At 72.8% G+C, this 22,142-nt stretch carries 21 protein-coding genes and 1 pseudogene; 10 read left to right on the top strand and 12 right to left on the bottom strand.

Translation table 11 applies throughout. The features are described 5' to 3' along the window. Positions 1 to 10: 10 nt before the first annotated feature. The 3 genes from Asi02nite_RS24715 to Asi02nite_RS24705 all read left to right on the top strand — a co-directional run bounded on the left by Asi02nite_RS24715 (position 11) and on the right by Asi02nite_RS24705 (position 1,703). The gene (locus Asi02nite_RS24715) at positions 11 to 541 is read left to right on the top strand and encodes a hypothetical protein (protein WP_203716293.1); all 531 of its coding nucleotides are present in this window, start codon (positions 11 to 13) and stop codon (positions 539 to 541) included. Continuing rightward, positions 462 to 1,310 (top strand): hypothetical protein, encoded by an 849-nt coding sequence (locus Asi02nite_RS24710; protein WP_203716292.1) that lies wholly within the window; start codon positions 462 to 464, stop codon positions 1,308 to 1,310. Before Asi02nite_RS24715 ends, Asi02nite_RS24710 begins: the two co-directional genes overlap by 80 nt. Before the next feature lie 75 nt (positions 1,311 to 1,385). Beyond that, a complete protein-coding gene (locus Asi02nite_RS24705) occupies positions 1,386 to 1,703 on the top strand; it encodes an STAS domain-containing protein (RefSeq protein ID WP_203716291.1) in 318 nt (105 codons plus the stop codon). On the opposite strand, the gene Asi02nite_RS42390 is transcribed toward Asi02nite_RS24705, so the two are convergent. Next, the gene (locus Asi02nite_RS42390; RefSeq protein WP_203716290.1) at positions 1,662 to 1,964 is read right to left on the bottom strand and encodes a LysR family transcriptional regulator; all 303 of its coding nucleotides are present in this window, start codon (positions 1,962 to 1,964) and stop codon (positions 1,662 to 1,664) included. The genes Asi02nite_RS24705 and Asi02nite_RS42390 overlap by 42 nt on opposite strands. Before the next feature lies 1 nt (position 1,965). Next, complete coding sequence (locus Asi02nite_RS24695; RefSeq protein WP_203716289.1) at positions 1,966 to 2,460, bottom strand: CGNR zinc finger domain-containing protein; 495 nt, start codon at positions 2,458 to 2,460, stop codon at positions 1,966 to 1,968. 110 nt (positions 2,461 to 2,570) lie between these two features. On the opposite strand from Asi02nite_RS24695, the gene Asi02nite_RS24690 reads away from it, so the two are divergent. After that, a complete protein-coding gene (locus tag Asi02nite_RS24690) occupies positions 2,571 to 3,257 on the top strand; it encodes a type 1 glutamine amidotransferase domain-containing protein (RefSeq protein ID WP_203716288.1) in 687 nt (228 codons plus the stop codon). Between the two features lie 18 nt (positions 3,258 to 3,275). Here the strand turns inward: Asi02nite_RS24690 and Asi02nite_RS24685 are convergent, their stop codons facing one another. After that, entirely contained in the window at positions 3,276 to 3,698 is a 423-nt protein-coding gene (locus tag Asi02nite_RS24685) for a nuclear transport factor 2 family protein (protein ID WP_203716287.1), read from the bottom strand. 10 nt (positions 3,699 to 3,708) lie between these two features. Continuing rightward, positions 3,709 to 5,115, bottom strand: coding sequence for an amidase (locus Asi02nite_RS24680; protein ID WP_203716286.1), 1,407 nt, complete (start codon positions 5,113 to 5,115; stop codon positions 3,709 to 3,711). A 106-nt stretch (positions 5,116 to 5,221) separates the two neighbouring features. On the opposite strand from Asi02nite_RS24680, the gene Asi02nite_RS24675 reads away from it, so the two are divergent. Genes Asi02nite_RS24675 through Asi02nite_RS24665 form a run of 3 tightly spaced genes read left to right on the top strand, consistent with a single transcriptional unit; the run spans position 5,222 to position 6,985 of the window. After that, entirely contained in the window at positions 5,222 to 5,740 is a 519-nt protein-coding gene (locus Asi02nite_RS24675) for a TetR/AcrR family transcriptional regulator (RefSeq protein ID WP_203716285.1), read from the top strand. Positions 5,741 to 5,795: 55 nt separating this feature from the next. Then, the gene (locus Asi02nite_RS24670) at positions 5,796 to 6,569 is read left to right on the top strand and encodes a hypothetical protein (RefSeq protein WP_203716284.1); all 774 of its coding nucleotides are present in this window, start codon (positions 5,796 to 5,798) and stop codon (positions 6,567 to 6,569) included. 23 nt (positions 6,570 to 6,592) lie between these two features. Beyond that, positions 6,593 to 6,985 (top strand): VOC family protein, encoded by a 393-nt coding sequence (locus Asi02nite_RS24665; protein WP_203716283.1) that lies wholly within the window; start codon positions 6,593 to 6,595, stop codon positions 6,983 to 6,985. Here the strand turns inward: Asi02nite_RS24665 and Asi02nite_RS24660 are convergent. Next, positions 6,978 to 7,700, bottom strand: a complete 723-nt coding sequence (locus Asi02nite_RS24660; protein WP_203716282.1) for a neutral zinc metallopeptidase — start codon at positions 7,698 to 7,700, stop codon at positions 6,978 to 6,980. The two genes, Asi02nite_RS24665 and Asi02nite_RS24660, sit on opposite strands and share 8 nt — an antisense overlap. 247 nt (positions 7,701 to 7,947) lie before the next feature. Between Asi02nite_RS24660 and Asi02nite_RS24655 the strand changes: the two genes are divergently transcribed. Next, entirely contained in the window at positions 7,948 to 8,601 is a 654-nt protein-coding gene (locus Asi02nite_RS24655) for an HAD family hydrolase (RefSeq protein WP_203716339.1), read from the top strand. Between the two features lie 28 nt (positions 8,602 to 8,629). Here the strand turns inward: Asi02nite_RS24655 and Asi02nite_RS24650 are convergent, their stop codons facing one another. From Asi02nite_RS24650 to Asi02nite_RS24635, 4 genes and pseudogenes are all read right to left on the bottom strand, one after another. Beyond that, positions 8,630 to 11,170 carry an ABC transporter permease gene (locus tag Asi02nite_RS24650; protein WP_203716281.1) on the bottom strand — a complete coding sequence of 847 codons (2,541 nt, stop codon included), beginning with the start codon at positions 11,168 to 11,170 and terminating at the stop codon, positions 8,630 to 8,632. Continuing rightward, complete coding sequence (locus Asi02nite_RS24645; RefSeq protein ID WP_203716280.1) at positions 11,170 to 11,946, bottom strand: ABC transporter ATP-binding protein; 777 nt, start codon at positions 11,944 to 11,946, stop codon at positions 11,170 to 11,172. Before Asi02nite_RS24645 ends, Asi02nite_RS24650 begins: the two co-directional genes overlap by 1 nt. Before the next feature lie 306 nt (positions 11,947 to 12,252). Next, the gene (locus Asi02nite_RS24640) at positions 12,253 to 14,805 is read right to left on the bottom strand and encodes an ABC transporter permease (RefSeq protein WP_203716279.1); all 2,553 of its coding nucleotides are present in this window, start codon (positions 14,803 to 14,805) and stop codon (positions 12,253 to 12,255) included. A gap of 972 nt (positions 14,806 to 15,777) precedes the next feature. Beyond that, positions 15,778 to 16,518 (bottom strand): annotated as a pseudogene (locus Asi02nite_RS24635) (ABC transporter ATP-binding protein); the annotation flags it as partial. A 130-nt stretch (positions 16,519 to 16,648) separates the two neighbouring features. Between Asi02nite_RS24635 and Asi02nite_RS24630 the strand changes: the two are divergent. Then, positions 16,649 to 17,335 (top strand): response regulator, encoded by a 687-nt coding sequence (locus tag Asi02nite_RS24630; protein WP_203716338.1) that lies wholly within the window; start codon positions 16,649 to 16,651, stop codon positions 17,333 to 17,335. Positions 17,336 to 17,343: 8 nt separating this feature from the next. Here Asi02nite_RS24630 and Asi02nite_RS24625 read toward each other — a convergent pair whose 3' ends face one another. Next, entirely contained in the window at positions 17,344 to 18,549 is a 1,206-nt protein-coding gene (locus Asi02nite_RS24625; protein ID WP_203716278.1) for a hypothetical protein, read from the bottom strand. A 186-nt stretch (positions 18,550 to 18,735) separates the two neighbouring features. Then, positions 18,736 to 19,059, bottom strand: coding sequence for a PadR family transcriptional regulator (locus tag Asi02nite_RS24620; protein ID WP_203716277.1), 324 nt, complete (start codon positions 19,057 to 19,059; stop codon positions 18,736 to 18,738). 132 nt (positions 19,060 to 19,191) lie between these two features. Here Asi02nite_RS24620 and Asi02nite_RS24615 point away from each other — a divergent pair, with 132 nt between their 5' ends. Beyond that, a complete protein-coding gene (locus Asi02nite_RS24615) occupies positions 19,192 to 20,904 on the top strand; it encodes a glycosyltransferase family protein (protein ID WP_203716276.1) in 1,713 nt (570 codons plus the stop codon). A gap of 537 nt (positions 20,905 to 21,441) precedes the next feature. On the opposite strand, the gene Asi02nite_RS24610 is transcribed toward Asi02nite_RS24615, so the two are convergent. Further along, positions 21,442 to 22,142 (bottom strand): alpha/beta hydrolase (locus tag Asi02nite_RS24610; protein ID WP_203716275.1); only part of this gene is annotated, 701 nt, incomplete at its 5' end.

Genomic DNA, 22,142 nt, shown 5'->3' with positions numbered 1-22,142 from the left:
GGATCCGACGATGCCGAACCTGATCTCCCCGCGCCGGCTACGGCGGGCCCGCGTGCCGCTGCTCGTGATCGGCGTGATCGCAGTGGCGGTCGGCGCGATCCACGCGACCGCGCAGGCGGTGCCCGATGTGCGGAGCCCGCTCACGGAGCCGGTTCCCCGACCTGAGTACGTCGACGACGCCCGCAGCTTCGTCGCCGAGATCGACTTCCGGTCCGCCGAGTCCGGCACGGCCGCCGGCGTCGTGGTGGCGCACGTCGCCACGCCCGGAACGGGTTTCCTGCGGCCGGACCTGACCGTGTCCAGCATCGGCGACGGCGCGGTGCTGCGGTCGGCCACCATCCCGAATCCCGCTCTCGCGCGTGCGGAGGGCGCGGGCTTCGTGAGCCAGGCGGGCCGCGGTCAGGTGCTCGTGCCGTACGACAGCCGGGTCGAGCAGATCAGGGTTGGCCACCCCGGCCGACGTGACCGTCGCCACGGTCGACACGACGCAGGCTGTCCGCGCGTACTGTGTCGCGAACCCCGACGACCCCGACTGCCGTGAGAGCGACCTGTCGGTCGACGCCGTCGAGGCGACCGCGCCGCTGTTCGGCGTGCTCGGCAAGCCCGTGACGGTCACCGTGGCCAGCACGGTCTCCAACGCCGGGCCCGACGGGCCGACCGAGGCCACGGTCGAACGCACGGTGCTCGCCGGATCCGGCATCACGGTCGCGCCCGGCACCGCCGAGACGACCCCGGCCAACCTCACGGTCGGCACGCCCGCGCGGCTGGAGAAGAGCTACACCGTGACGTGTGCCGCACCGGGACTCCGCACCCTGGACTTCACCACGACCGTGAACCCGCGGCGGGCGTACGTCGGCGACCCGAACGCCGACAACAACCGGCGGACCGCCCGGCTCACCCTCGACTGTGCGGTGCCCGTGACCGTCAACGTGCATCCGGGCAGCGCGAAGAACCCGATCAACCTGAACAGCGCCAACGTCCCTGTCGCGGTGCTCAGCACCCGCGCCGGCGAGTACGGCAACCCGCTGGCGTTCGACGCGACCACGATCGTCGTCGCCTCGATCCGGTTCGGGTCACCCGCCGTGCTGTCGCGTGGCGGTGGTGTGCCGGAGATCCACAACAGGATCCACCAGGAGGACGCGCTGGAGCGTGACGAGCGGACGCGCGATCGCGACCCGGACGCGATGCTCCATCTCGGCCCGCCCCGGGATGCCCTCGTGCCGAGCGACACGACCGCGTGTGTGTTCGGGGCCTTCGGCCCGGGCCCCACGCGCTTCTACGGCTGCGACACGGTCGACGTCAAGGGCTAGGAGCCGTTTGAGTTCTGGTCGTCGGGGTAGCAAAGGTGCTGTCCTTGCTACACGGCAAAGGCCAGGGGAGGGGCAGTGGCGAGTGCGGTGGTGGGCCGGCGTCTCCTCGACGACGGCACGGTCGTCCTGGATCTGCGGGGTGAGCTCGACGTCGCGGTCAACGATGCGTTGCGGGACGTGTTGGAGCAGACCATTCGGAATGACCCGCCGCCCGCGGTGGTGGTCAACATGAAGTTCGTGACCTTTGTCGACTCGACCGGCCTGGGGGCGCTCGTCGCCGGGCTGAACGCGGCGCGGGAGCAGCAGGTGCGGTTCGTCGTGCGGGACGTAGCGCCCTTCGTCGAGAAGCAGCTACGCATCGCTGGTCTCTACGAGACACTCGTCGGCCGGTAGCGGGCACGTCCGGCGGGCCGCGTCGCGGACCGCCTCGGCGGCCGCCAACGTCGCGCGGGCCGTGTCGAGGGTCGCCCGACCCGTCTTCGTCAGCTCCACGTGGTGCCTGCTGCGCTCGAACAGCGCGCCTCCCAGCTCGCGTTCGAGCGCCTGGACCGTGCGGGACACCGCCGACTGGGCGGTGCGCAGCCGGGTGGCCGCGCGCGAGAAGCTGCGCTCCTCGGCCACCGCGACGAACGTGTGCAGGTGCCGCAGCTCCACGTCAGGCCGCCTTCCGCCGGTTGCGGTAGGCGCGCATCGACGCCTGGGACGAGCACGCCGGGCTGCAGTAGAGGGCCGACGTGTTGCGGGTCTTGTCGAAGAAGCCGCGATGGCAGGTCTCGTTCTTGCACACCTTGACCCGCATCCAGGCGCCCCGGTACGCGAGGTCGGTGACCGCGCCGAGCACCCGGGCGAACTGCCCGAACGCGCCGTCCTGTGCGGGCACGAGGGCGACCCCGTCGGCACCGACGACGGCGACCAGCGGATAGCGCGTCGCCACCTGGCGCAGGTGGGCCTCGGCGGCCTCGACCTCGCCGGGGTCCAGCGCGCAGCCCGAGTGTGCGCGCAGCAGCACCGACAGGCTGGCCCGCAGCTCGGCCGTGGCGGTGACGTCCGACGCGGCGGACGCGCCGAGCCACTCCTCGAGCGACCCGGAGTTCACCAACGAGAGCACCAGGTCGCTCGCGTCGCAGACGGCGGGTGGGCAATCCTCCATGCAATGACCGTAGCTCGTACGGTCATCAGCGTCATGCCCAAAGAGCATCACGGCGTTAGGGGCTAACTCCCTAAGGTTGCAACGTGCCCACGACCTAGGAGAAGCTCCCCATGTCACACGTTCTCATCGTTCTGTCCGGTGCCCGGTTCTGGACCCAGCAGGACGGCCGCCAGCGCCCGACCGGGTTCTGGGCCGAGGAGCTCATCGCGCCGCACCGCGTGCTCACCGAGGCCGGCGTGCGGCTCACGATCGCCACCCCGGGCGGCCGCATCCCGGTCGCCGACGAGGTCAGCCTGACCGACGAGGCCCAGAAGGCCTACCTGGAGGACCTTCGGCCGGTGCTGGAGTCGCCGGTGCGGCTGGAGGACGTCGACCCGGCCGACTACGACGCCGTCCTGATCCCCGGCGGCCATGGCCCGATGCAGGATCTCGCCGTGCACCCCGACATCGCCCGCGTGCTGGAGGCGATGCTGCCCGACCGGAGCAGGACCGTCGCCGCGCTCTGCCACGGGATCGCCGCCTTTCTCCCGGCCGGCGACGCCGACGGCGACTGGCTGTTCCGCGGCCGGCGGATGACCTCGTTCACCGACGCCGAAGAGGAGCAGGTCGGCCTCGCGGCCAACGCGCCCTGGCTGCTGGAGTCCCGGCTGCGCGCGGCCGGCGCGGTGCACGAGGCCGGGCCGGCCTTCGGCTCGTACGTGGTCGTCGACGGCAACCTCATCACCGGCCAGAACCCGGCCTCGGGCGAGGCCGTCGGGCAGGCCCTCCTCGCGGCACTGCCCGCGCGGGTGGGCTGAGCACGAGCCCGCGCGAGGTCACCTCGTCGTGACGATGACCGCGGTGTCCGCGTACAGCTGGGCACTGACGATGCGGCCGTCGGCCACCCCGAAGAACCAGAGGTTCTGGAAGACCACCGCCTCGCCGGTCGCCTTGGGCACGGCCGTGTTCGTGAGCCGGGCGATGACGTGGTCGTCGGCGGCGATGACGTCGTCGACGACCACGTCGAACGACCTCCAGACCGCGCTGCCGCCCGGCGGCTTCGCGAAGAACTCGTCGAAGGCCGCCCGTCCTTTGTAGACGCCACCGTACGGAAGGGTGGCGGGGAGCGTCATGGTGACGTCGTCACTGAGCATCGGCAGAATCGGATGCTGGTCGCGTTCCCGGAACAACCGCGTGACGGCGTACGCCATCTCGTCCTTGCCGTAGGCGTCGCGCGTGTTGGTGTCGACTGTGGACATGATGGTTCCCTCACAGGGTCGGGTGCGGGTCGCGGACCGGGCTGCGCGTCTCCAGCAGCGCGGCGACGCGCAGGATCGTCGACTCCGCGTGCCGGTCGGCGACCAGTTGCACGCCGATCGGCATTCCGTCGCCGGTCGTGCCGAACCGCATGGACAGGGCCGGGAGGCCGGTCAGGTTGAACGGGACGGTCGTCGCGCTCACGTGGAACGCGTCCACCGTCTGGCCGTCGACGGTGATCTTCGAGAGCCCGTGCGCGTGCGCGGGGAACGTCGTCACCGGCATCAGCAGCAGGTCGTACCGCTGGAAGTAGTCGGCGAAGCCGTCCCGGAGCCGCTCGACGCCCTGCTCGGCCGCGACGTAGTCCGCGACGGGCGTGTCGGGGGAGGCCAGCAGGGTCTGCGAGTACGCGAACATCTGGTCCTCGTGACCCGCGGTGACCGCCTGGACGGCCGGCTTCATCTCCATGACGTGCTGCCGCGTCCACAGGTCCAGCGGGTCGTCCCGCCGCAGAGCCGGGATGTCGACCTCGTCGACCGGGACTCCCGCCGCCCGCAGGGCGTCGGCCGCCGCCCGTACCGTCGCCGCGACCTCCGGGTCGACGGGCCCGAGCCCGGAGTCGACCAGCCAGCCGACCCGCACGGGCCGCTCGGGCGCCCGGCCCAGCCCCGTGTCGTAGCCGCGCGGAACGTCGGAGAAGCCGTCGGCGCCGTCCGGACCCGCCAGGATGGTGTACGCGAGGTCGAGGTCGCGGATGGATCGGGCCATCGGACCCGCGTGCCAGTCCCGCCTGGGCTTCCGCGGCCAGACACCCGTCATCGGCACCCGCCCGTGCGTCGCCTTGAGCGCCACGACGCCGGTGTCGGCCGCCGGGCCGCGCAGCGAGATCGACAGGTCGCTGCCAAGTCCGAGCGGCGACATGCCGGCCGCGATCGCCGCCGACTCGCCGCCGCTGGATCCGCCCGGGGAGCGGTCGAGGTCCCACGGGTTGTTGGTCCGGCCCGTCAGGAGGTTGTCGGACTCGATCCAGTACGAGAACTCCGGCAGGTTGGTCTTCGCCAGCAGGATCGCGCCCGCCTCCTTCAGCCGCGCCACGGCGGTGGCGTCGGTGTCCGGCACCCGTCCCGCGAAGATCGGCGAGCCGCGCTGGGTCGCCACGCCGGCGGTGTCGAACGAGTCCTTGGCCGTGAACGGCACGCCGTGCAGCGGCCCCACCTCGGCGCCCGCGGCGATCTCCGTGTCGGCCCGCCGGGCGGCGTCCAGCGCGCCGTCGGCGAGCGTGACGACCGCGTTGATCCTGGGGTCGACGGCCGCGATGCGGTCGAGATGCGCCCGCACGACCTCGACGGAGGAGACCCGCCTGCTGCGGATCATCTCGGCGATCTCGGTCGCGTCGGCGTAGGTGATCTCGGTGCTCATGACGGGCTCCTCTCTCGGGGTCTCAAGATCCGTATATCGCTTACATTACGTCGATCATTTGAAGCTCGTGGGCTTTTACATGAGATCCATCATTTATGCTGGGGCCATGAGCAAGGTGTCGCAGGCACAGGCGCGGGAGAACCGGCAGCGGGTCGTGGACACGGCCACCCGGCTTCTCCGCGAGCGCGGCATCGCCCGGGTGGGTGTGGCCGACGTGATGGCCGGGGCTGGGCTGACGCACGGTGGGTTCTACAACCAGTTCGCGTCGAAGGACGCCCTGGTGGCCGAGGCCGTGACGCAGGGGTTGGGTGAGATCGCCGAGCGGCTGGCCTGGATCGCCGAGCACGGGCCGGAGAGCTTCCTGGACCACTACCTCTCGCCGGACCATCGCGACTCACCGGGCGACGGCTGCCCGGTCGCCGGCTTCGCGCGCGACATGCCCGGCGCCGATCCCGACCTCGCCGCCACGTACGCCGCGGGGGTCGACTATTTCGCCGACAAGCTCGGCGGTACGGCGGCGGTGAGCACGGCGGTCGGCGCACTGCTCCTCGCCCGCGCGACCGCCGGCACGCCGCTCAGCGACCGCATCCTGGCCGACGCCCTCGCGTCCTTGAAGGACGGTTAGGTCCCGTCCGTTCGGAGGAATCGCGGCCTCGCGACAGGCCGTAGGTTGGCGAACCGTGACCATGATCGCCGATGCGCCGCCGCGTCCCACGACCGTGACCGCCGCGTTCTGGGTGCAGGTCGGTGCCGTCGTGCTGCTGCTCGGGCTGATCGGCGTGGTGGTGGCGCACGCCGTCTACTACGACGGGCTGATCAACGAGGTCGCCGCGCGGTTTCCCGACACCGACCCCGCCGACGTGAGTGGGGAACGGACCGGCAACGTGGTCGGCTCGGTGCTGATGGGTGGCGTCATGCTGATCGCCGCCGTGCTGCTCGCCGCCACGGCGGTGCCGCTGCTGCGGGGCAGCAACGTGGCGCGGATCCTGGTCTTCGTCGCGGGCGGCGTACACCTGCTGTTCCTCTGCCTGCCCGGCTTCGGCGCCGTCGCGATCGTGCCGTTCCTGCTGGCGCCCGCGCCTGACTTCGGGCCGCTGCCCGAGGATCTGCCGCCAGAGGTGGTGCCGTGGGAGGAATCCGGGTTCCTGGACACGTTGTGGGCCCGGTCGAGCGGGTCCGACGAGCTGTTCTTCGGCGGGCTCTCGCTGGGCGGGCTGCTCGAGGTGGCGCTGGTGGTCGCGATCGTGCTGCTGGTCGCCCTGCCGCCGGCGAGCCGCTACTTCGTGCCGCGGCGCCCCACGCCGGGCTACGCGCTGGTGGCTTCCGTGCCGCCGCCACCCGCCTACGCGACGGGTGGGATGCCCTACTTCGTCTGCCCTGACCCGGCCGCGCACTACCCACGACCGCCCGCACCGGCCGCGCCCGAGGCGGCCCCGCCCGAGCACCGCCCGTGAGCCACAGCCGTGAGGATGGTCCGATGACCACCACCGGCACGCTGCACCACGTCGAGCTGTGGGTGCCCGACCTCGCCCGCGCGACCACCAGCTGGGGCTGGCTGCTGCCAGCACTGGGCTACGCGGAGTTCCAGCGCTGGCCCCGAGGCATCAGCTGGCGCCTGGGCGCGACCTACGTCGTCGTCGAGCAGTCGCCCGCACTGTCCGCGACCACCCACGACCGCCTCCGCCCCGGCCTCAACCACCTGGCCTTCCACGTCGCCACCCGCGCGGAGGTCGACGCCCTCGTCGACGAGGCGCCGCGGCACGGGTGGGCCCTGCTCTTCCCGGACCGCCACCCGCACGCCGGCGGCCCGGACACCTACACGGCCTACCTCGAGGACGCCGACGGCTTCGAGGCCGAGCTCGTCAGTTGAGGCCGCAGGCCGAGAGCGACCGCTCGTAGCCGAGGAAGAACGACTCCGTGCGCTGCTCGGCGGTGCCGTGCGCACCCGGCGCGAACCACGGCACGCTCGGGTCGTCGCCGACCGCCAGCAATCCCTGCTGGAACTCGTCGAGGTCACCGTCCGCGATGGACAGTGCCTTGCCCCGGACCGAGTCGCCGAGGTAGGCGCCCGCCATGCAGTCGGCCTGCAGCTCGTGGTCGATCGTCAGCCGGTGCTCGATGCCCAGCCGCGCCTGGATCGCGTGCGCGTACTCGTGGCCCAGCAGGTAGTAGAGGAACGCGTCGCCGACCTGGCGGAAGGCGGAGACCGCGAAGTTCACGTCGTACGCGATGAAGTCGCCGGCCGGGCAGTAGACCGCGTTGTTGCGGGGCACCGGCTCGCCACCGCACTCGATCTCGCCGTCGCGGGTGTAGCTCTCGATGCGGCGGACGGCCCGGAACCGCTCGCCGGACTGCTGGAAGACCGAGGTCCAGTAGCTCTCGGCCGACTCGGTCGCGTCCTGGATGTCGGCCTCGAACTCCTCGGCCGTCATCGTGCCGTCGTTGTCACCGCTCGGGTCGCCGGCGTCGCCCGTGGCGGCCGGCGGCGCGGGGGCGCCGGCGTCGCCGGTGCCGAAACCGCAGGCGGCCGCGACCGCCCCGGCGACCAGCACGGCGAGCACCCGCACCAGAACGGGTCTGGTCATCGACGTCCCCTCTCCTCGCACTGGCCTGGGAATACCCGACCAACGTCAATCCTTAACGGCGGCACCACCGTCACCATTGTCCGCGTCGCGGACAACAGCGAACGCGGCGGTGAACGGCGGGCGAATGGCCAGGCCGGGCGCGTGACCTGCGCCACCGGCCCGCGCGGGGATGCCGGAGCGGGCGCCCGTCCGGGCGATACTCGTCCTGATGACGGACTTCGACGAGGACTCCCGCCGCCCCGCGGCGGTGCTGTTCGACATGGACGGCACGCTGCTCGACAGCGAGCAGGTCTGGGACATCGGGCTCCGCGAGCTGGCCCGCGAGTACGGCGGGGAGCTCTCCGACCCGGCCCGGCTGGCGATGGTCGGCGGCGACATGGACTCGTCCATGGCGATCCTGCACGCGGACATCGACCAGCCCTGGCGCGACAAGGACGTCTCCGCGGCCTGGCTGGTCAGCCGGATGGCCGAGCTGTTCCTGACGGAGCTGCGCTGGCGGCCGGGTGCCCGCGAGCTGCTGGCGACGGTCCACGACGCGGGCATCCCGGCGGCGCTGGTGACCAACACCGGTCGCGCACTGGTCGACATCGCGATCGAGGTGATCGGGCGGCAGTGGTTCGCGGCCGTGGTCTGCGGCGACGAGGTGACCGCCGGCAAGCCCGACCCCGAGCCCTACCTGATGGCCGCCCGCCTGCTCGACGTGCCGATCGAGCGCTGCGTGGCGATCGAGGACTCACCGACGGGCGTCACGAGCGCCCTGGCGGCGGGAGCGGCGGTGATCGCCGTTCCACACGACGCGGCGGTCACCCCGCGCCGCGGCGTACACGTGCTGGACAGCCTGACCACCGTGGACCTGCCGCTGCTCGCGGCCCTGAGCGACGGCGCGGTGCCCGCCCCCTGACGGGAACGGGCACCGCGACCACCCCCGATCACTCGTGCGCGATCGCGCCGAGCACGTTGAGCCGGGCCGCCCGGATCGACGGCAGGATCGCCGCCACGCAGCCGACCAGCGCCGCCACCGCCAGGTAGATCCCGATCGTCGACCAGGGCAGGGTCAGGTCGGTGAAGCCCTGGTCGCGCAGCGCCCGCACCACCGCCGCGCCCAGCCCGCCGCCGACCACGACGCCGAGCAGCGCGCCGAAGACCGAGATGACCACCGCCTCGACCGTGATCATCCGCATCGTCGCGGCGCGGCCCAGGCCGATGGCGCGCAGCAGGCCCAGCTCGCGGGTGCGCTCCATGACCGACAGGGCCAGGGTGTTGACGATGCCCAGCACCGCGATCAGGATCGCCAGCGCCAGCAGGATCTGGATCATCACCAGCACCTGGTCGAGCATGTCGGACTGCTGCTGCGTGAACGTCGCCTGGTCGATCACCGACACCAGCGGGTTGTCGGCGACCAGCGCCTCCACCTGGGGCTGCACCGACGCGACCGGCGTGCCCTCGTCGAGCCGGACGAAGCCCAGTGACAGCGTCGGCTGCGCGAAGTCGGCCATCGCCGCCGCCGGCAGCATGATCTCGCCGATCGACTTGTCGGTGGGCGCGATGCCGCTGACCGTGTAGCGGTGCTCCTCGCCCCGGGTGAGCTGCACCGTCAGCACCGAGCCGACTGCCCACCCGCGCTCCGTGGCCGTCTCCGCGTTGACGATCGCCTGGTCGGGGCCCTGCCGCGTGATGTCGCCGGCCACGGCGGTGCTGCCGTAGATGGCCGGGATCACCGCCGCGTCGGTCACCGACGTGACGAACTGCTGCTCGCCGTCGACCTTGGCGAGGTCGCTGGCCACACCGACCGCGTCGCGTACGCCGGGCACCGCCTTGGCCCGTTCGACCACCGTCGGGTCGAACGTCGGCGGCCGCGGGCCGGTCTGGGTGCCCTGGATGATCAGCTGGGCGTCCATCGAGTCGATCGAGCCCGCGATGCTGGTCTTGGCCGACGAGGCGATCACGCCGACGCCGGTGACCAGCGCGATGCCGACCATCAGCGCGGCCGCGGTGATCGCCGTGCGGCGCGGGTTGCGGCCCGAGTTGAGCCGGCCCAGCTTGCCCGGCACCGACCAGGAGAACAGCCGGCCCAGCAGCCCGACCACCGGCCGGCTGAGCACCGGGGTCAGCAGCGCGACGCCGACGAACGCGAGCAGCACGCCGCCGGCGACGAGCATGAGGCCGCCGTCCGCGTACAGGCCGATGCCGAGCAGCGCGCCCGCCGCCGCGCTGACGATCGCGCCGAGCGTGGTGATCTTGGTGAGCGGCCGGTCCGGGGTCGCCACGTCCTGCATGGCCGCGATCGGCGGGATCCGGGACGCGCGCAGGGCCGGCGTGACCGCGGCGACGATCGTGACGATCAGGCCGACCGCGAACGACGCGATGAGCGCGACAGGGGGCACGCCGATGCCGGCGAGGCTGAGGCCGTCGGCGAACCGGGCGGCCAGGTTGGCGAGCAGCGCGCCGACGCCGATGCCGGCGGCGGTGCCGATCACCGAGGCCACGACACCGATGACCACGGCCTCGGTGAGCACGGAGCCGATCACCTGCCGGCGGCTGGCACCGACGGCCCGCAGCAGGGCGAGCTCCCGGGTGCGCTGCGCGACCACGATCGAGAACGTGTTGATGATCAGGAAGATGCCGACGAACAGGGCGATGCCCGCGAAGCCGAGCAGGATGTTGTTGAAGAAGCCCAGGCCGTCCTTGAGGCCCTGCGCGTCGTCGGCCGCGGCTTCCTCGCCCGTACGCACGTTGTAGTCGGCACCCAGCGCGGCCGCGACGCGTTCCTTGAGCGTCGCGGGGTCGGTGCCGTCGGTGCCCTTGACGTCGATGCTGGTGAACAGGCCGGTCCGACCGAGCATGAGCTGCTGGGCCACCGGGTCGGTGAACGCGATCTCGTTGACGCCGCCCAGGCTGTCGCGGTCGCCGCTGTAACCGAACGTGCCGACGATCGTGAACGTCCGCTGCTTGGCGTCGAGCGTGAGCACGCCGACCCGGTCGCCGACCGCGACCTTGCCGGCCTCGGCGAGGCCCTTGTTGATGACGATCTCGTCGTCCGCGGTCGGGCCGCGACCTTCCCGGAGCTGGGTCAGCGCGTTCTCGCCCAGCCAGTTCTCGCCGAGCTGCGGCGGCCCGAACGAGCCGACGGCCTTGCCGTTGCTGCCGATCAGGGTCGCGCCGTCGGCGGCCACCATGCCGCGCGCCTGCGCCACGCCGGGCAGCGCCGCCACGGTGTCGACCGCGGACGCCGGGACCGGGGCCGGGACGGACTCGCCGTCGAGCTCCGAGACCTCGACCTTGGGCTTGCCGGCCACGGTCACATCGGTCTGGGAGTACGCGTCGGAGAAGATCGAGTCGAAGGAGCGGGACAGGGTGTCGGTGAGCACGAACGAGCCCGCGACGAACATGACGCCGAGTACGACCGCGAGGCCGGACAACAGCAGCCGGACCTTGCGGGCCAGCAGGCTCTTGAGGGTGGCGCGCAGCATCAGCGCTCCACCTCGGCCGGCGCGTCCAGCTTCTTCATGCGGTCGAGCACCATGTCGGGCGACGGGTCGTGCAACTCGTCGACCACGGCGCCGTCGGCCAGGAAGATGACCCGGTCCGCGTACGAGGCGGCCACCGGGTCGTGGGTGACCATCACGATGGTCTGCCCGTGCTGGCGGACCGAGTCCCGCAGGAAGCCCAGCACGTCGGCGCCCGAGCGGGAGTCGAGGTTGCCGGTCGGCTCGTCGGCGAAGATGACCTCCGGCCGGGCGACCAGGGCGCGGGCGCAGGCGACGCGCTGCTGCTGGCCGCCGGAGAGCTGGGCCGGGCGGTGCTCGAGCCGGTCCTGGAGACCGACCGTCCGGATCACCGTGTCGAACCAGGCGTCGTCCGGCTTCCGCCCCGCGATCGCCAGGGGCAGCAGGATGTTCTCCTTGGCCGACAGCGTCGGCAGCAGGTTGAACTGCTGGAAGATGAAGCCGACCTTGTCGCGCCGCAGCCTGGTCAGGCCGGCGTCGCCGAGCCCGGTCACCGTGGTCTCGCCGATCCGCACCTCACCCCTGGTCACCGAGTCGAGCCCGGCCAGGCAGTGCATGAGCGTCGACTTGCCGGAGCCGGACGGCCCCATGATCGCCGTGAACACGCCTCGCTGGAAGGTGACGCTCACCCCCCGGAGCGCGATCACCTCCGCCTCGCCGCTGCCGTAGACCTTCCACACGTCGTCCGCGCGGGCCGCCACCGGATCGCTGGCCGTCACCTTGGGTCCCCCTCGTGTCATGGTCCGGCCGGACCAGGGCGGTCCGGCCGGCGTACTCCATGCTGCGCGACGCCGGCAACCTTCTCGTCCGCCCCGCGGGGGAGGGCAGGCGGATTTTCCGGTGCGGGTGTCCCGTACCTGACCTCAGGGTTTGTCCCTGAGGCCCGGGTCCGGTCTGGGGTCGAGGCGAGGCGGAGTCCAGGTGTCGGCTGGGCGTCCGGCGGATTCGCGTAGATACCGGAGCGTATCTGCGCGAATACGCCGTGCGTCCAGGCGGCGCCTGGGCCCGCCGCAGCCCGGCCCCAGACCGGACCCGGGCCTCTGTCCTTACTCGTACGCGATGGCTTGAAGGACGTTGAGCCTGGCCGCGCGGATGGCGGGGAGGACCGCGGCTATGGCGCCCGCCACGATCGCGAGGGCGAGGGTGATCAACAGGTAGCCCCACGGCACCGTCAGCGACAGGAACTCGTCGCCGAGCGCGACCACGATCGCGATGCCCAGGCCGACGCCGATGAAGATGCCGAGGATCGCGCCGAAGACCGAGATCAGGATCGACTCGACGGTGATCATCCGGCCGATCTGGCCGCGGCTCATCCCGACCGCGCGGATCAGGCCGAGCTCCCGGGTGCGCTCGAAGACCGAGAGCAGCAGCGTGTTCACCACGCCCAGCACCGCCACGATGATCGTCAGGGCCAGCAGCGTGTTGACGATGCCGAGCAGGATGTCGACGAAGCTGTTGGCCTGGTCGATGAGCTGTGACTGGTCGTTGACGGTGACCTCGGGGTTGTCGGCGAACAGCCGGTCGAGCTCCGCGCGTACCTGCGGCACCTGGCTGTCGCCGGCCACCTGCACGAAGCCCTGCTGGGCGAACGGCGACCGGAAGCCGCCCGCGTCCGCGCTGCTGATCAGCGAGCTGGAGATCGCCTGGTTGGGCTCGAACACGCCGACCACGTCGAGGGTGACCGGCCCGCCGCGGGCGGTCCGCATCGTGACCTGGTTGCCGACGCCGACGCGCAGGGCGTTCGCGGTGTCCTCGGTGAGCAGGGCCTCGCCCGGGTTCAGCTCGCGGACGTTGCCGGCCACGGGCCGCAGGTTGAAGATCGTCGAGGCCGCCTGGGCGTCGCCGGCCAGCACGAACCGGTCGCTGCCGTTGAGGCTCACGGTGTCGGCGCGCAGGGCGACCGCCGACGTCACGCCCGGCAGCGCGGCCATGGTCTGCTCGAGCTCCGGCGGGAAGCCGGCGTTCGCGCCCGGGCCCTGGCTCAGGCTGGTGGTCACGGCGAGCTGGGCGTTGACGTCGCGCTCGAACGCGTTGCTGATGCCGGCCTTCGCCGACTGGGCGAACACCCCGGCGCCGGTGGCCAGCGCGACGCCGATCATCAGCGCGGCGGCGGTGACGGCGGTCCGGCGCGGGTTGCGGCCGGTGTTGCGGGCGCCCAGCCGGCCCGGGACCGACCCGGCGAACACCTTGCCGGCCGCGGCCGTCAGCGGGCGGCTGATGACGGGTGCGAGCAGTGCCATGCCGAGGAAGCAGAGCCCCGCGCCGATCCCCAGCGTCAGCCAGGTCGGCAGGTCGCCGACGCCGGCCACGCCGAGGCCGAGCAGGATCCCACCGGCGGCCAGCACGACGCCGCCGGCGGCCGTGAGCCGGGCGAGCGGCTTGTCCGGCGTCACGGCGTCGCGCATCGCGGCGATCGGCGGCACGCGGCTGGCCCGCAGCGCGGGGATCAGCGCCGCCACGACCGTGAAGGCGGTGCCGACGGCGAGGGTGGCGACGACCGCGTACGCCCGGACCACGACGCCGCTGACCGGCAGGCTCGCGTCGATGAACGCCTGCAGCGCCCGGTTCAGGATGAAGCCGACCAGGATGCCGAGGCCGAGCCCGACGATGCTGGCGGCCAGGCCGAGCAGCAGCGACTCGAGCAGGACGGAGCGGTTGACCTGGCCGCGGCTGGCGCCGAAGGAGCGGTACAGGGCCAGCTCCCGGGTCCGCTGCGCCACCAGCATCGAGAACGTGTTGAAGATCAGGAAGGCGCCGGTGAACATGCCGATCAGCGCGAACACGACCAGGCCGGTCTTCAGGATGTTGACGAAGCTGGACGTCTCGCTCTGCTGCTCCTGCGCGACCTGCGCGCCCGTCCGCACCTCCGCGTCGGGCAGGGCGGCGGCGATCCGGTCGCGCAGTGTGTCGTCACTGACCCCACCGGCGGCCGTCACGTCGATGCTGGTGAACTTGCCGGGCGCGTCGAGCAGGACCTTCTGCGCCTGCGGCAGTGTGAACGCGACCGTCGTCTCGCCGGCCAGCGAGGGCCGGTCGCCGGGAAAGCCGAAGATACCGACGATTCTGTACGGCGTACGCGGCTCGAGCGTGATGACGTCCGCGGTCTGTCCGAGCCCGAACCCGCTGGCCTCGGAGAGCCCCTGGTTGATGGCGATCTCGTCGGCGGCCTGGGGCGGGCGCCCCTGCCGGAGCTGGATGAGAGGGTCGTCGTCCTGCCAGGCGATGCCCTGCTGCGGCGGCCCGGTGCCACCGACCACCTTGCCGTCGTCGCCGATGAGCCGCGCGCCGGCGGTGTAGACACCGGGGTCGACCCGGCCGACACCGTCCACACCGCGGACGGCGTCGACGTCCTGCTGGTCGAGCAGGGCGGTCGGCGTACCGAGCTGCTGCGCCTGCCCACCGGGGGTGGTGTCCTTGGCGGTGACCTCGACGTCGATGTTCTGGTTGACGGTGGAGAAGAGCGCGGTGAACCCTTGCGCGAACGTGTCGCCGGCGACGAAGGCACCGGACATGAACATCGTGCCGAGTACGACCGCCAGCGCCGACAGGGCGAGCCGCAGCTTGTGGGTGAGCAGCCCGCGCAACATGGACCGGAACATGGCCTACCCCTGGCCGGTTGTGGGCGGCTGGGGCCGCTCGTCGTCCATGATGGACTTGTCTGGTGGCGGTGTGGGCTTGCGGGCGGCGGCGCGTTTGGCGGCCTTGCGCGGCGTCGCGGTCTGGTCTGCTGCGCCCGTGCCCGGCTCGGGCTGGTCGGTGGGGGACGGGTCGGTGGGGCCGGTTCGCTTGCGCTGCTTGCCCCTCGGCGGTCGGGACGCGGCCGGCCGTGGCCCGGCGGCGCCGGCCGACTTCCGCCGCGTCGGCCCACCCTGGGCCCGGCGCTCACCGTCCCGCGGACTCACCTCTCCGGCGTCGGAGCCGGCCCCTTCCACACCGCGCGAGTCGGCTGTTCCTTCGTCCGTCCGCGCCTTGTCCGGCGCGGTCGCCTTGCCGGCCGCCTTCGTGCTCGCCCGATCTCTCTCCTGCGTGGAGGCTGCCTTGCCGGCCGTCCCCGTGTTGCTCGCGCGATCCTTCTTCTCTGCCGTTTCGGCCTTTGGTTCGTCCGCTTCCGCGTCCCGAGGCGATCCGGGCGCGGCGAGCGCCGGCTGCGGCCCGGTCGTGTCCGGCTCGGCGGGAAGCGCCGCGGCGTCACCCTGGGCTGCCGTCACCTTCGCGCCGGGCGGTGTCGCAGCGGCCGCGACCGGCTGTGGCTGTGCGGGCGTGGCCGCCGTCAGCGTCGCCGTCGCTGTCCGCGCGACCACCTCCGACGTACCCGGCCTGCCCCCGTCCTTCCGACCCGCGCCCGGGACGGCCCGGGCAGTCGGTCCGCCCGGATCCCGCGGCTCCGTCGAGCCTCCGCCGGCCCCCGGACCATCCCCGTTCCGATGTGGACTCTCCGACCCCGGACCGCCGCCGGAGCCCCGCATCGGCCCCGGGTGGGGAGTGCGGCCGGTCGGGTCGGTCGTGCCGCGGCTTTCGGGCGCCGGCCCGCTGACCTCCGGCGCCCCCGGCGCGATCGGCGACTCGTCCAGCGCGTCGATCGTCCGCATGCGGTCCAGCACCGCGTCCGCCGTCGGGTTCAGGATCTCGTCGACCACCATGCCGTCGGCGAGGAACAGGACGCGGTCCGCGTACGAGGCGGCGACCGGGTCGTGGGTGACCATCACGATCGTCTGGCCGTGCCGTTGCACCGAGTCGCGCAGGAACGTCAGCACGTCGGCGCCCGAGCGCGAGTCGAGGTTGCCCGTCGGCTCGTCGGCGAAGATCACCTCGGGGCGCGACACCAGCGCGCGGGCGCAGGCCACCCGCTGCTGCTGGCCGCCGGAGAGTTGCGACGGGCGGTGGCCCAGCCGGTCGCCGAGGCGGACGGTGTCGATGACGGTGCGGTACCACTCCGGGTCCGGCTTGCGCCCCGCGATCGAGAGCGGCAGCAGGATGTTCTCCTCGGCCGTCAGCGTCGGCAGCAGGTTGAACTGCTGGAAGATGAACCCGATCTTGTCCCGCCGCAGCCGGGTCAGGCCCGCGTCGCCGAGGCCGGTGACCCGCGTGTCGCCGACGTAGACCTCGCCCCGGCTGACCGTGTCGAGCCCCGCCAGGCAGTGCATCAGCGTCGACTTGCCGGACCCGGACGGCCCCATGATCGCGGTGAACTTCCCGCGTGCCAGTTCGACGCTCACGTCGCGCAGTGCGACGACCTCGGTCTCGCCGGCCCCGTACACCTTCCACACCTGGACGGCCCGCGCGGCCGGTCCGGTCACGGCAGTCGTGGTCACGCTGTCCGATCTTTCCTCAGCGCTCCCCGATAACCGATCATTTAGGCACGAAACGCCCGGCCGCGTTCCATGGTGGCGGTGCGGAAAGATGAGCGTGTACGCGCGGGCGGATCGAGACAGCGGGGTGGCGATGACGGCGGAGGACAGGGCACCTGGGCGGCCGGTCCGGGTGTTACTCGCCGACGACCAGCCGCTGCTGCGTACCGGCTTCCGTATGGTCCTCGGCGCTCAACCCGACCTCGACGTGGTCGGCGAGGCCGGCGACGGCGCGGAAGCGGTCGACCTGGCCCGCCGCCTGCTGCCCGACGTGGTGCTGATGGACGTCCGGATGCCCAGAATGGACGGTGTGGCCGCCACCCGCGCGATCGTCGAGTCGCGGCTGCCGGTCCGGGTCCTGGTGCTGACCACCTTCGATCTCGACGAGTACGTGGTGGGCGCGCTGCGCGCGGGCGCGAGCGGTTTCCTGGCCAAGGACGTACCCGCCGACGATCTGGTGACCGCGATCCGCACCGTCGCCGCGGGCGAGGCGGTCGTCGCGCCGCGGATCCTGAAGCGCCTCCTGGACCGCTTCGCCGCGCTGCCGGACCCGCTCGAGACCACGCCGCCGGCCCTGGCGACCCTGACCGAACGCGAGCGCGAGGTGCTGGTGCAGGTCGCCCGCGGCCTGTCCAACGCGGAGATCGCGAGGAAGCTCTCGGTCAGCGAGACCACGATCAAGACCCACGTGGGCCATGTGCTGACGAAACTCGGCCTCCGCGACCGCGTCCAGGCGGTCGTCCTCGCGTACGAGTCGGGGCTGGTCCGCCCCGGCGCCTGAGCGGTCCGTCAGAGCGTGCGGGCCCGCAGGCGACTCAGCGCCGCGCCGATGACGGCACCGCCCCCCACGGCGGCGGTCCAGACGACGACGACACTGAGCAGGAACTCCGGGCGTACGACGTCGCGAATCGCGGCCTCGACACTCGGCGGCACGGCGTCGCCGGTGCTGAGGAAGCCCGCCCGCCGATCGGCCCAGACCACCGCCTCGGGAATGCCGACCGCGACCACGGCCAGCAACGCGCCCAGCCCGGATCCGACACCGGCGCGGATGCCGGCGCCCAGCGACCGGCTGTGCCGCGCCGTGACCAGCGCCGCCGCGAGCAGCAGGACACTGGGCCCGGAGAGCCAGAAGTCGAGTACGCCGCCGCGGTCGTGGGCCAGCTCCCACCGGGAGGCGGCGAACGTACCGGCCGCGACGACGGCCGACACGCCCAGGGCGAGCAGCCACACGTAGCGCGGCGCGCCGGAGCGCAGGGCGGCCCACGCACCACCGCGGGCGAACCGCCGCCGCTCGGCCGGCGGGTCGATGGCCGCCAGCTCCGCCCGCAGCGCCGCACCCCAGGCGGCCCGACCTGCCGGGAGGTCGGCGGTGGCGAGGTCGAGCAGGAGCTGCGGCAGGTCGCGGACCGCCACCCGGCGCCGGGCTGCCAGCGCGGCGCCGATGACCGGCCAGGGCAGGGCCCAGACGAGGGCGTACCGGAAGGCGTCGAACGGCATCAGCAGGTCGCCCTGGCCGAGGTTCGCGACGAGGGGGAAGGTCGTCGGGTCGGCGAGGTAGGCGGCCTTCAACGGCAGGTGGGCCGCGGACGTGCCGGCGGCGACGGCCACGAGGGTGAGAAGGCCGGCGACCGTGCCGGCACCGAAGCCGCGGGCGCGGGCGACGGAGGCGCCGACGAGGCCCGTCATCGCGGCGCAACCGACGACGGCGAGCTGCCCGGAGACCACGGCCAGGAGGCTCAGGTCGAAGTCGCGGCTCGGCCTGTCCGCCACGGCGACGAGGTAGGCCTGCTCGATTCCGGCGGTCCCGGCGGCGGCGACGAGGGCGGCCGCGAGGAGCCAGGGCCAGACGGGCCGCGCGGTGCCACCCCGCAGCGCGGCCCGGATGCGCTTTGTCGGGTTGGCGGCACCGGCTTCACGTATCCGGAGGATCAGCAGGATCAGCGCGAGGAGGGGCGCCGGCACGAGCACGACCAGGAGCAGGAGGAATCCGAGCATCAATGGCCTCCGTGGACGGACGGGCATTCAGGTCTGGGTCGTGGTCCGTCGGCCGGCCTCGGGTCCGTGGCGGCCGGGCGGTCGCGCGTGCGCATCGGTCGGGTGACGCTCAGCGCGGGTCGGTCGTCCTGGTTGTGCGTCGGTCGGCGGTCTGGGCGGGCGTTGGCCGGCCTGGTTGGGCGTGGGTCAGGTGGTTCCGGGGGCCAGGCGGGGCGTGCCCGGGGTGGGGTCGGTGGCGCGGGTTGGTGTGGCCAGGGCACGGGCGAGTTCGGCGCCCGCGGTGCTGAGGCGGTAGAGGTGCCGAGCCGGTCGGCCGCGGGGTGGGTCGGTCTCCCAGGTGGTCTCGACCTGGCCGCGCTCGGTGAGCCGGATGAGGATCGGGTAGACCGTGCCCGCCTTGAGCCCGAGGGCGCGGCACAGGTCGTAGCCGTGGCTCCACTCCGCGCCCGCCTCGGCGAGGGCGGTGAGCACGGCGGCGGTCTGCGGCGAGGGACGTCGTACACGTGCCATGGTCCTAATATCTACCTAGATAGAGTTAGTCCGCAAGCCCCTTGTCCACAGGGGCACCTGCGCGGCTGGCCGGTCACGCTAAAGTCCTTCAGCGGCTGATTCCCGCCGCGTCGACCGAGTGGAGCGGGGCGAGTGGAAGACACAGCGACACGCGAGGCGGTGCCGGTCCAGGCGACTCCGGCGTCCGGCGACCAGCCGCGCGGTCGACTCACCCGGCTCGGCGAGTGGCCGTTCCGGGTGCTGCTCACGGTGGCGCTCGGCGTCGGCCTGGTCGGCGCGACCCGCGTCTGGTGGACCGCCCTCGGCATGTGGAAGGACGAGGCGGCGATCGCCAACAACCTCCGCCGGTCCTTCCTGCAGCTGGCGGGGCACCTGACCTACGACCAGGTCGCGCCGGTCGGCTGGCTCTGGCTGCAGAAGGCGATGATCGAGGTCGTCGGGCCCGGCGACCGCGTGCTGCGGTTCCTACCCTTCGTGGGCACGCTGACCGTGCTCTGCCTCGGCACCCTGATCGCGCGGCGCGCGATCGGTCGGTTCGGCGCGGTCGCGGTCGCCCTGCTGCTCTCCTTCTCGCCGGTGCTGCTGGTCTACGCGGGCGAGACCAAGCAATACGCCTGGGAGGCGGGCGTCGCGCTGGCGCTGATCGTGCTCGCCGCGTGGGCGCACGACGCGATCCGGTGGGCCGGGTGGCCCGCCCTGCGCGCCCGTCCCTGGCTCGCGCTGGCCTGGATCGCGGCGACGGGCGTGGCGGTGTTCGTCTCGTTCAGCGCGATCCTGGTGATGTTCGCGGTCACGGCGGCGCTGGTGGGCCTGCACGCGCTGCGCCGGGCCTGGCCCGACGCGCTGTTCCAGGCGGCACTGTCGGCACCGGCGGCACTCACCGCCGTCTTCCTCGTCTGGTGGCGCCACCGTTTCTCGTTCTACCCGAACCAGACCGACTACTTCCGCGGCGGCACGGCCCCCGAGGGCGCCGGCGTGCGCGAATACCTCGACTGGTTCCCCTACATGTGGAGCAAGTTCATCGAGGCCCCCATGAGCTGGCGGCACGGCGCGCTCGTGCTCGCCCTCATGGTCGTCGGCCTGGTCAGCCTCTGGCTACGCAGCCGCCTCTGGGCGGCGATGCTCCTGATGGTCTTCCTGGCCGCCGTCGGCGGCGGCGCGGTGCGCGGCTTCCCGGTGGTGAGCCGCCCGGCCATCTACCTGATCGCGCCGACGGTGGTCCTGGTGGTCGCCGCGGTCGACGGTCTGGCGCGGGCGAGCGTCGCCCTCTACCGCCGCGGCCGCGCGCACCCCTGGCAGCGCATCCCGGCGATCGCGGCGGCCCTGGCGGCGGTAGCGGCCGCGGTCGGCATCGGCCTGGTCGCCGGCCCGTCGGCGGGCACGGCCCGCGCGGAGATCGCCCAGCCGCTGGGCAAGGAGGCACTACGCGACGCGCTGCGCGAGGTCTCCGACCGCGTCCAGCCGGGCGACGTGGTGCTGGTCTACTACTTCGGCAACGCGGTGACGACCTGGTACAAGCCGTACCTGAACCTCGGCCCCGACGTCCACAACGTCCGCCTGTGCCAGCCGGACAGCCCGAAGTCGAAGCAGGACGAGCTCTACGCGAAGCTGTCGGGCGCGAAACGCGTCTTCTACGTCGAGGGCATGCTCAACGCCACAACCCGCCGCGACAACTTCGCCGAGAGCCTACGGGCCCTCGACGCGATGGGCACGATCGTCGAACAACACGACCGCACGAACACCCGCATCGGCCCCCACTCGTGGGCCCTGGTCGAACTGACCCAGGTGCCACCGTCCCCACTGCCCGCAGGCCCGGACGACCCGTGCCTGGAGATGTACCAGTAAGGCCACACCGCCACCCCTGACCGAACAACCCGCAGCGCCGCCCCGCGGCAGGGGAGCGACAGCTCACGCGCAGGTGCGCCGGCGTCGGAGAGTGATGGTTCGGCCGTCCTGGCGGGCATGGCACACGCCCGCAGGCGCGGCGGCGGCCCGGTTGGTTCGGGTGTTGCGGTCCGGCGGGGTTTCGGGGTTCGGCGGTTGGGGCGGCGGCGGCCTGGTCGGTTCGAACGTCCCGGCCCGGCGAGGTCTGCGAACTCGGCGGCTGGGGCGGCGGCGTCTTCAACGGCGCCGCGTGGCCGGGATTGCGGGCTATCTCCGGGCCGCGACACTAAGGGCTACGCCGCTCGCATGCGCGGCACCGTCGCAGGCGGCGGCTCCACGTGGCTGCCCATGTTCCGCCGGCCGGTGATGGTCTCCACCGGCGACGCGGCCCTGGCCCGCGCCGGGGCCGCTAGCTGCGTCGGACGGCGGCGCCGGATCACGGCCGCGGCGACCACCGCGGTACGACTAGGACCCGTTCGGCAACCCGCGCGGCCGGGACTATCCGAACGGGAGTTCGTCCGGCTGGCAGGTCGTGCCGCGGGGTGGGACCGTCAAGTCCACCAGGTAGCGGGTGCGTAGCTCGTCCATGCACGCGCTCGGGATCTGGTAGCTCGGGTGGCCCCAGCCCTCCAGCGTGACCAGCACCGCGTTTCCGAGGCGTTGTTCCGCGGCCACGGCGTTGCGGTACGGGGTGCCTGGGTCGTAGTGCGCGCTCATCAGCAGGATCGGCGTCGACGTCCGGGCGTTCCACGGGCCCGCGTAGCGGTCCGGAGCGTTCGCCGGCCAGTCGGCCGCGCACGGGGCCCACAGCCACCAGCCCAGGACCGGGCCCCAGAGCGCGCCCGACTCCGTGAAGCGGGCGATCTGCGCCGGCCAGTCCGCGAGGGGCACCCGGGCCGGGGCGTCGCCGCAGGAGATCGAGGTGGAAACCGTCGACGCCTCGAAGCCGGCCGCCGTCTGCATCTCGCGGGCCGTCGTCAGCAGGGCCGAGGCGTCGCCCGATGCCGCCGCGTCCAGGTCCGTGGCGAACCGCGGCCAGGTCAAAGGCAGGCGCAGCGGGGTGAACGTCGAGACCAGCAGGTCCCCGTAGGTCAGCGCGCCCGGCGGGTCCGCGTGCGGCGCCGGGATCGGCGTCAGGCGGGCCTGGGCGAACAGCTTCGCCACCCGCCGCGCCACCGGCTCGTCGTGGCCCGCCAGGG

The sequence above is a fragment of the Asanoa siamensis genome (genome assembly GCF_016862555.1).
In the GTDB taxonomy this organism is placed as follows: Bacteria; Actinomycetota; Actinomycetes; order Mycobacteriales; family Micromonosporaceae; genus Asanoa; species Asanoa siamensis.
The sequence above is the reverse complement of the archived record's forward strand: the minus strand, read 5'-3'. Positions and strand labels throughout refer to the sequence as shown.

Excerpts from the sequence above, each read along its gene's own strand:
- Asi02nite_RS24715 (WP_203716293.1), top strand. The coding sequence starts at position 11 with ATGCCGAACCTGATCTCCCCGCGCCGGCTACGGCGGGCCCGCGTGCCG.
- Asi02nite_RS24675 (WP_203716285.1), top strand. The coding sequence starts at position 5,222 with ATGAGCAAGGTGTCGCAGGCACAGGCGCGGGAGAACCGGCAGCGGGTC.
- Asi02nite_RS24650 (WP_203716281.1), bottom strand. The coding sequence starts at position 11,170 with ATGCTGCGCGCCACCCTCAAGAGCCTGCTGGCCCGCAAGGTCCGGCTG.
- Asi02nite_RS24680 (WP_203716286.1), bottom strand. The coding sequence starts at position 5,115 with ATGAGCACCGAGATCACCTACGCCGACGCGACCGAGATCGCCGAGATG.
- Asi02nite_RS24645 (WP_203716280.1), bottom strand. The coding sequence starts at position 11,946 with ATGACACGAGGGGGACCCAAGGTGACGGCCAGCGATCCGGTGGCGGCC.
- Asi02nite_RS24685 (WP_203716287.1), bottom strand. The coding sequence starts at position 3,698 with ATGTCCACAGTCGACACCAACACGCGCGACGCCTACGGCAAGGACGAG.
- Asi02nite_RS24665 (WP_203716283.1), top strand. The coding sequence starts at position 6,593 with ATGACCACCACCGGCACGCTGCACCACGTCGAGCTGTGGGTGCCCGAC.
- Asi02nite_RS24660 (WP_203716282.1), bottom strand. The coding sequence starts at position 7,700 with ATGACCAGACCCGTTCTGGTGCGGGTGCTCGCCGTGCTGGTCGCCGGG.
- Asi02nite_RS24625 (WP_203716278.1), bottom strand. The coding sequence starts at position 18,549 with ATGCTCGGATTCCTCCTGCTCCTGGTCGTGCTCGTGCCGGCGCCCCTC.
- Asi02nite_RS24640 (WP_203716279.1), bottom strand. The coding sequence starts at position 14,805 with ATGTTCCGGTCCATGTTGCGCGGGCTGCTCACCCACAAGCTGCGGCTC.
- Asi02nite_RS24695 (WP_203716289.1), bottom strand. The coding sequence starts at position 2,460 with ATGGAGGATTGCCCACCCGCCGTCTGCGACGCGAGCGACCTGGTGCTC.
- Asi02nite_RS24630 (WP_203716338.1), top strand. The coding sequence starts at position 16,649 with ATGACGGCGGAGGACAGGGCACCTGGGCGGCCGGTCCGGGTGTTACTC.
- Asi02nite_RS24620 (WP_203716277.1), bottom strand. The coding sequence starts at position 19,059 with ATGGCACGTGTACGACGTCCCTCGCCGCAGACCGCCGCCGTGCTCACC.
- Asi02nite_RS24690 (WP_203716288.1), top strand. The coding sequence starts at position 2,571 with ATGTCACACGTTCTCATCGTTCTGTCCGGTGCCCGGTTCTGGACCCAG.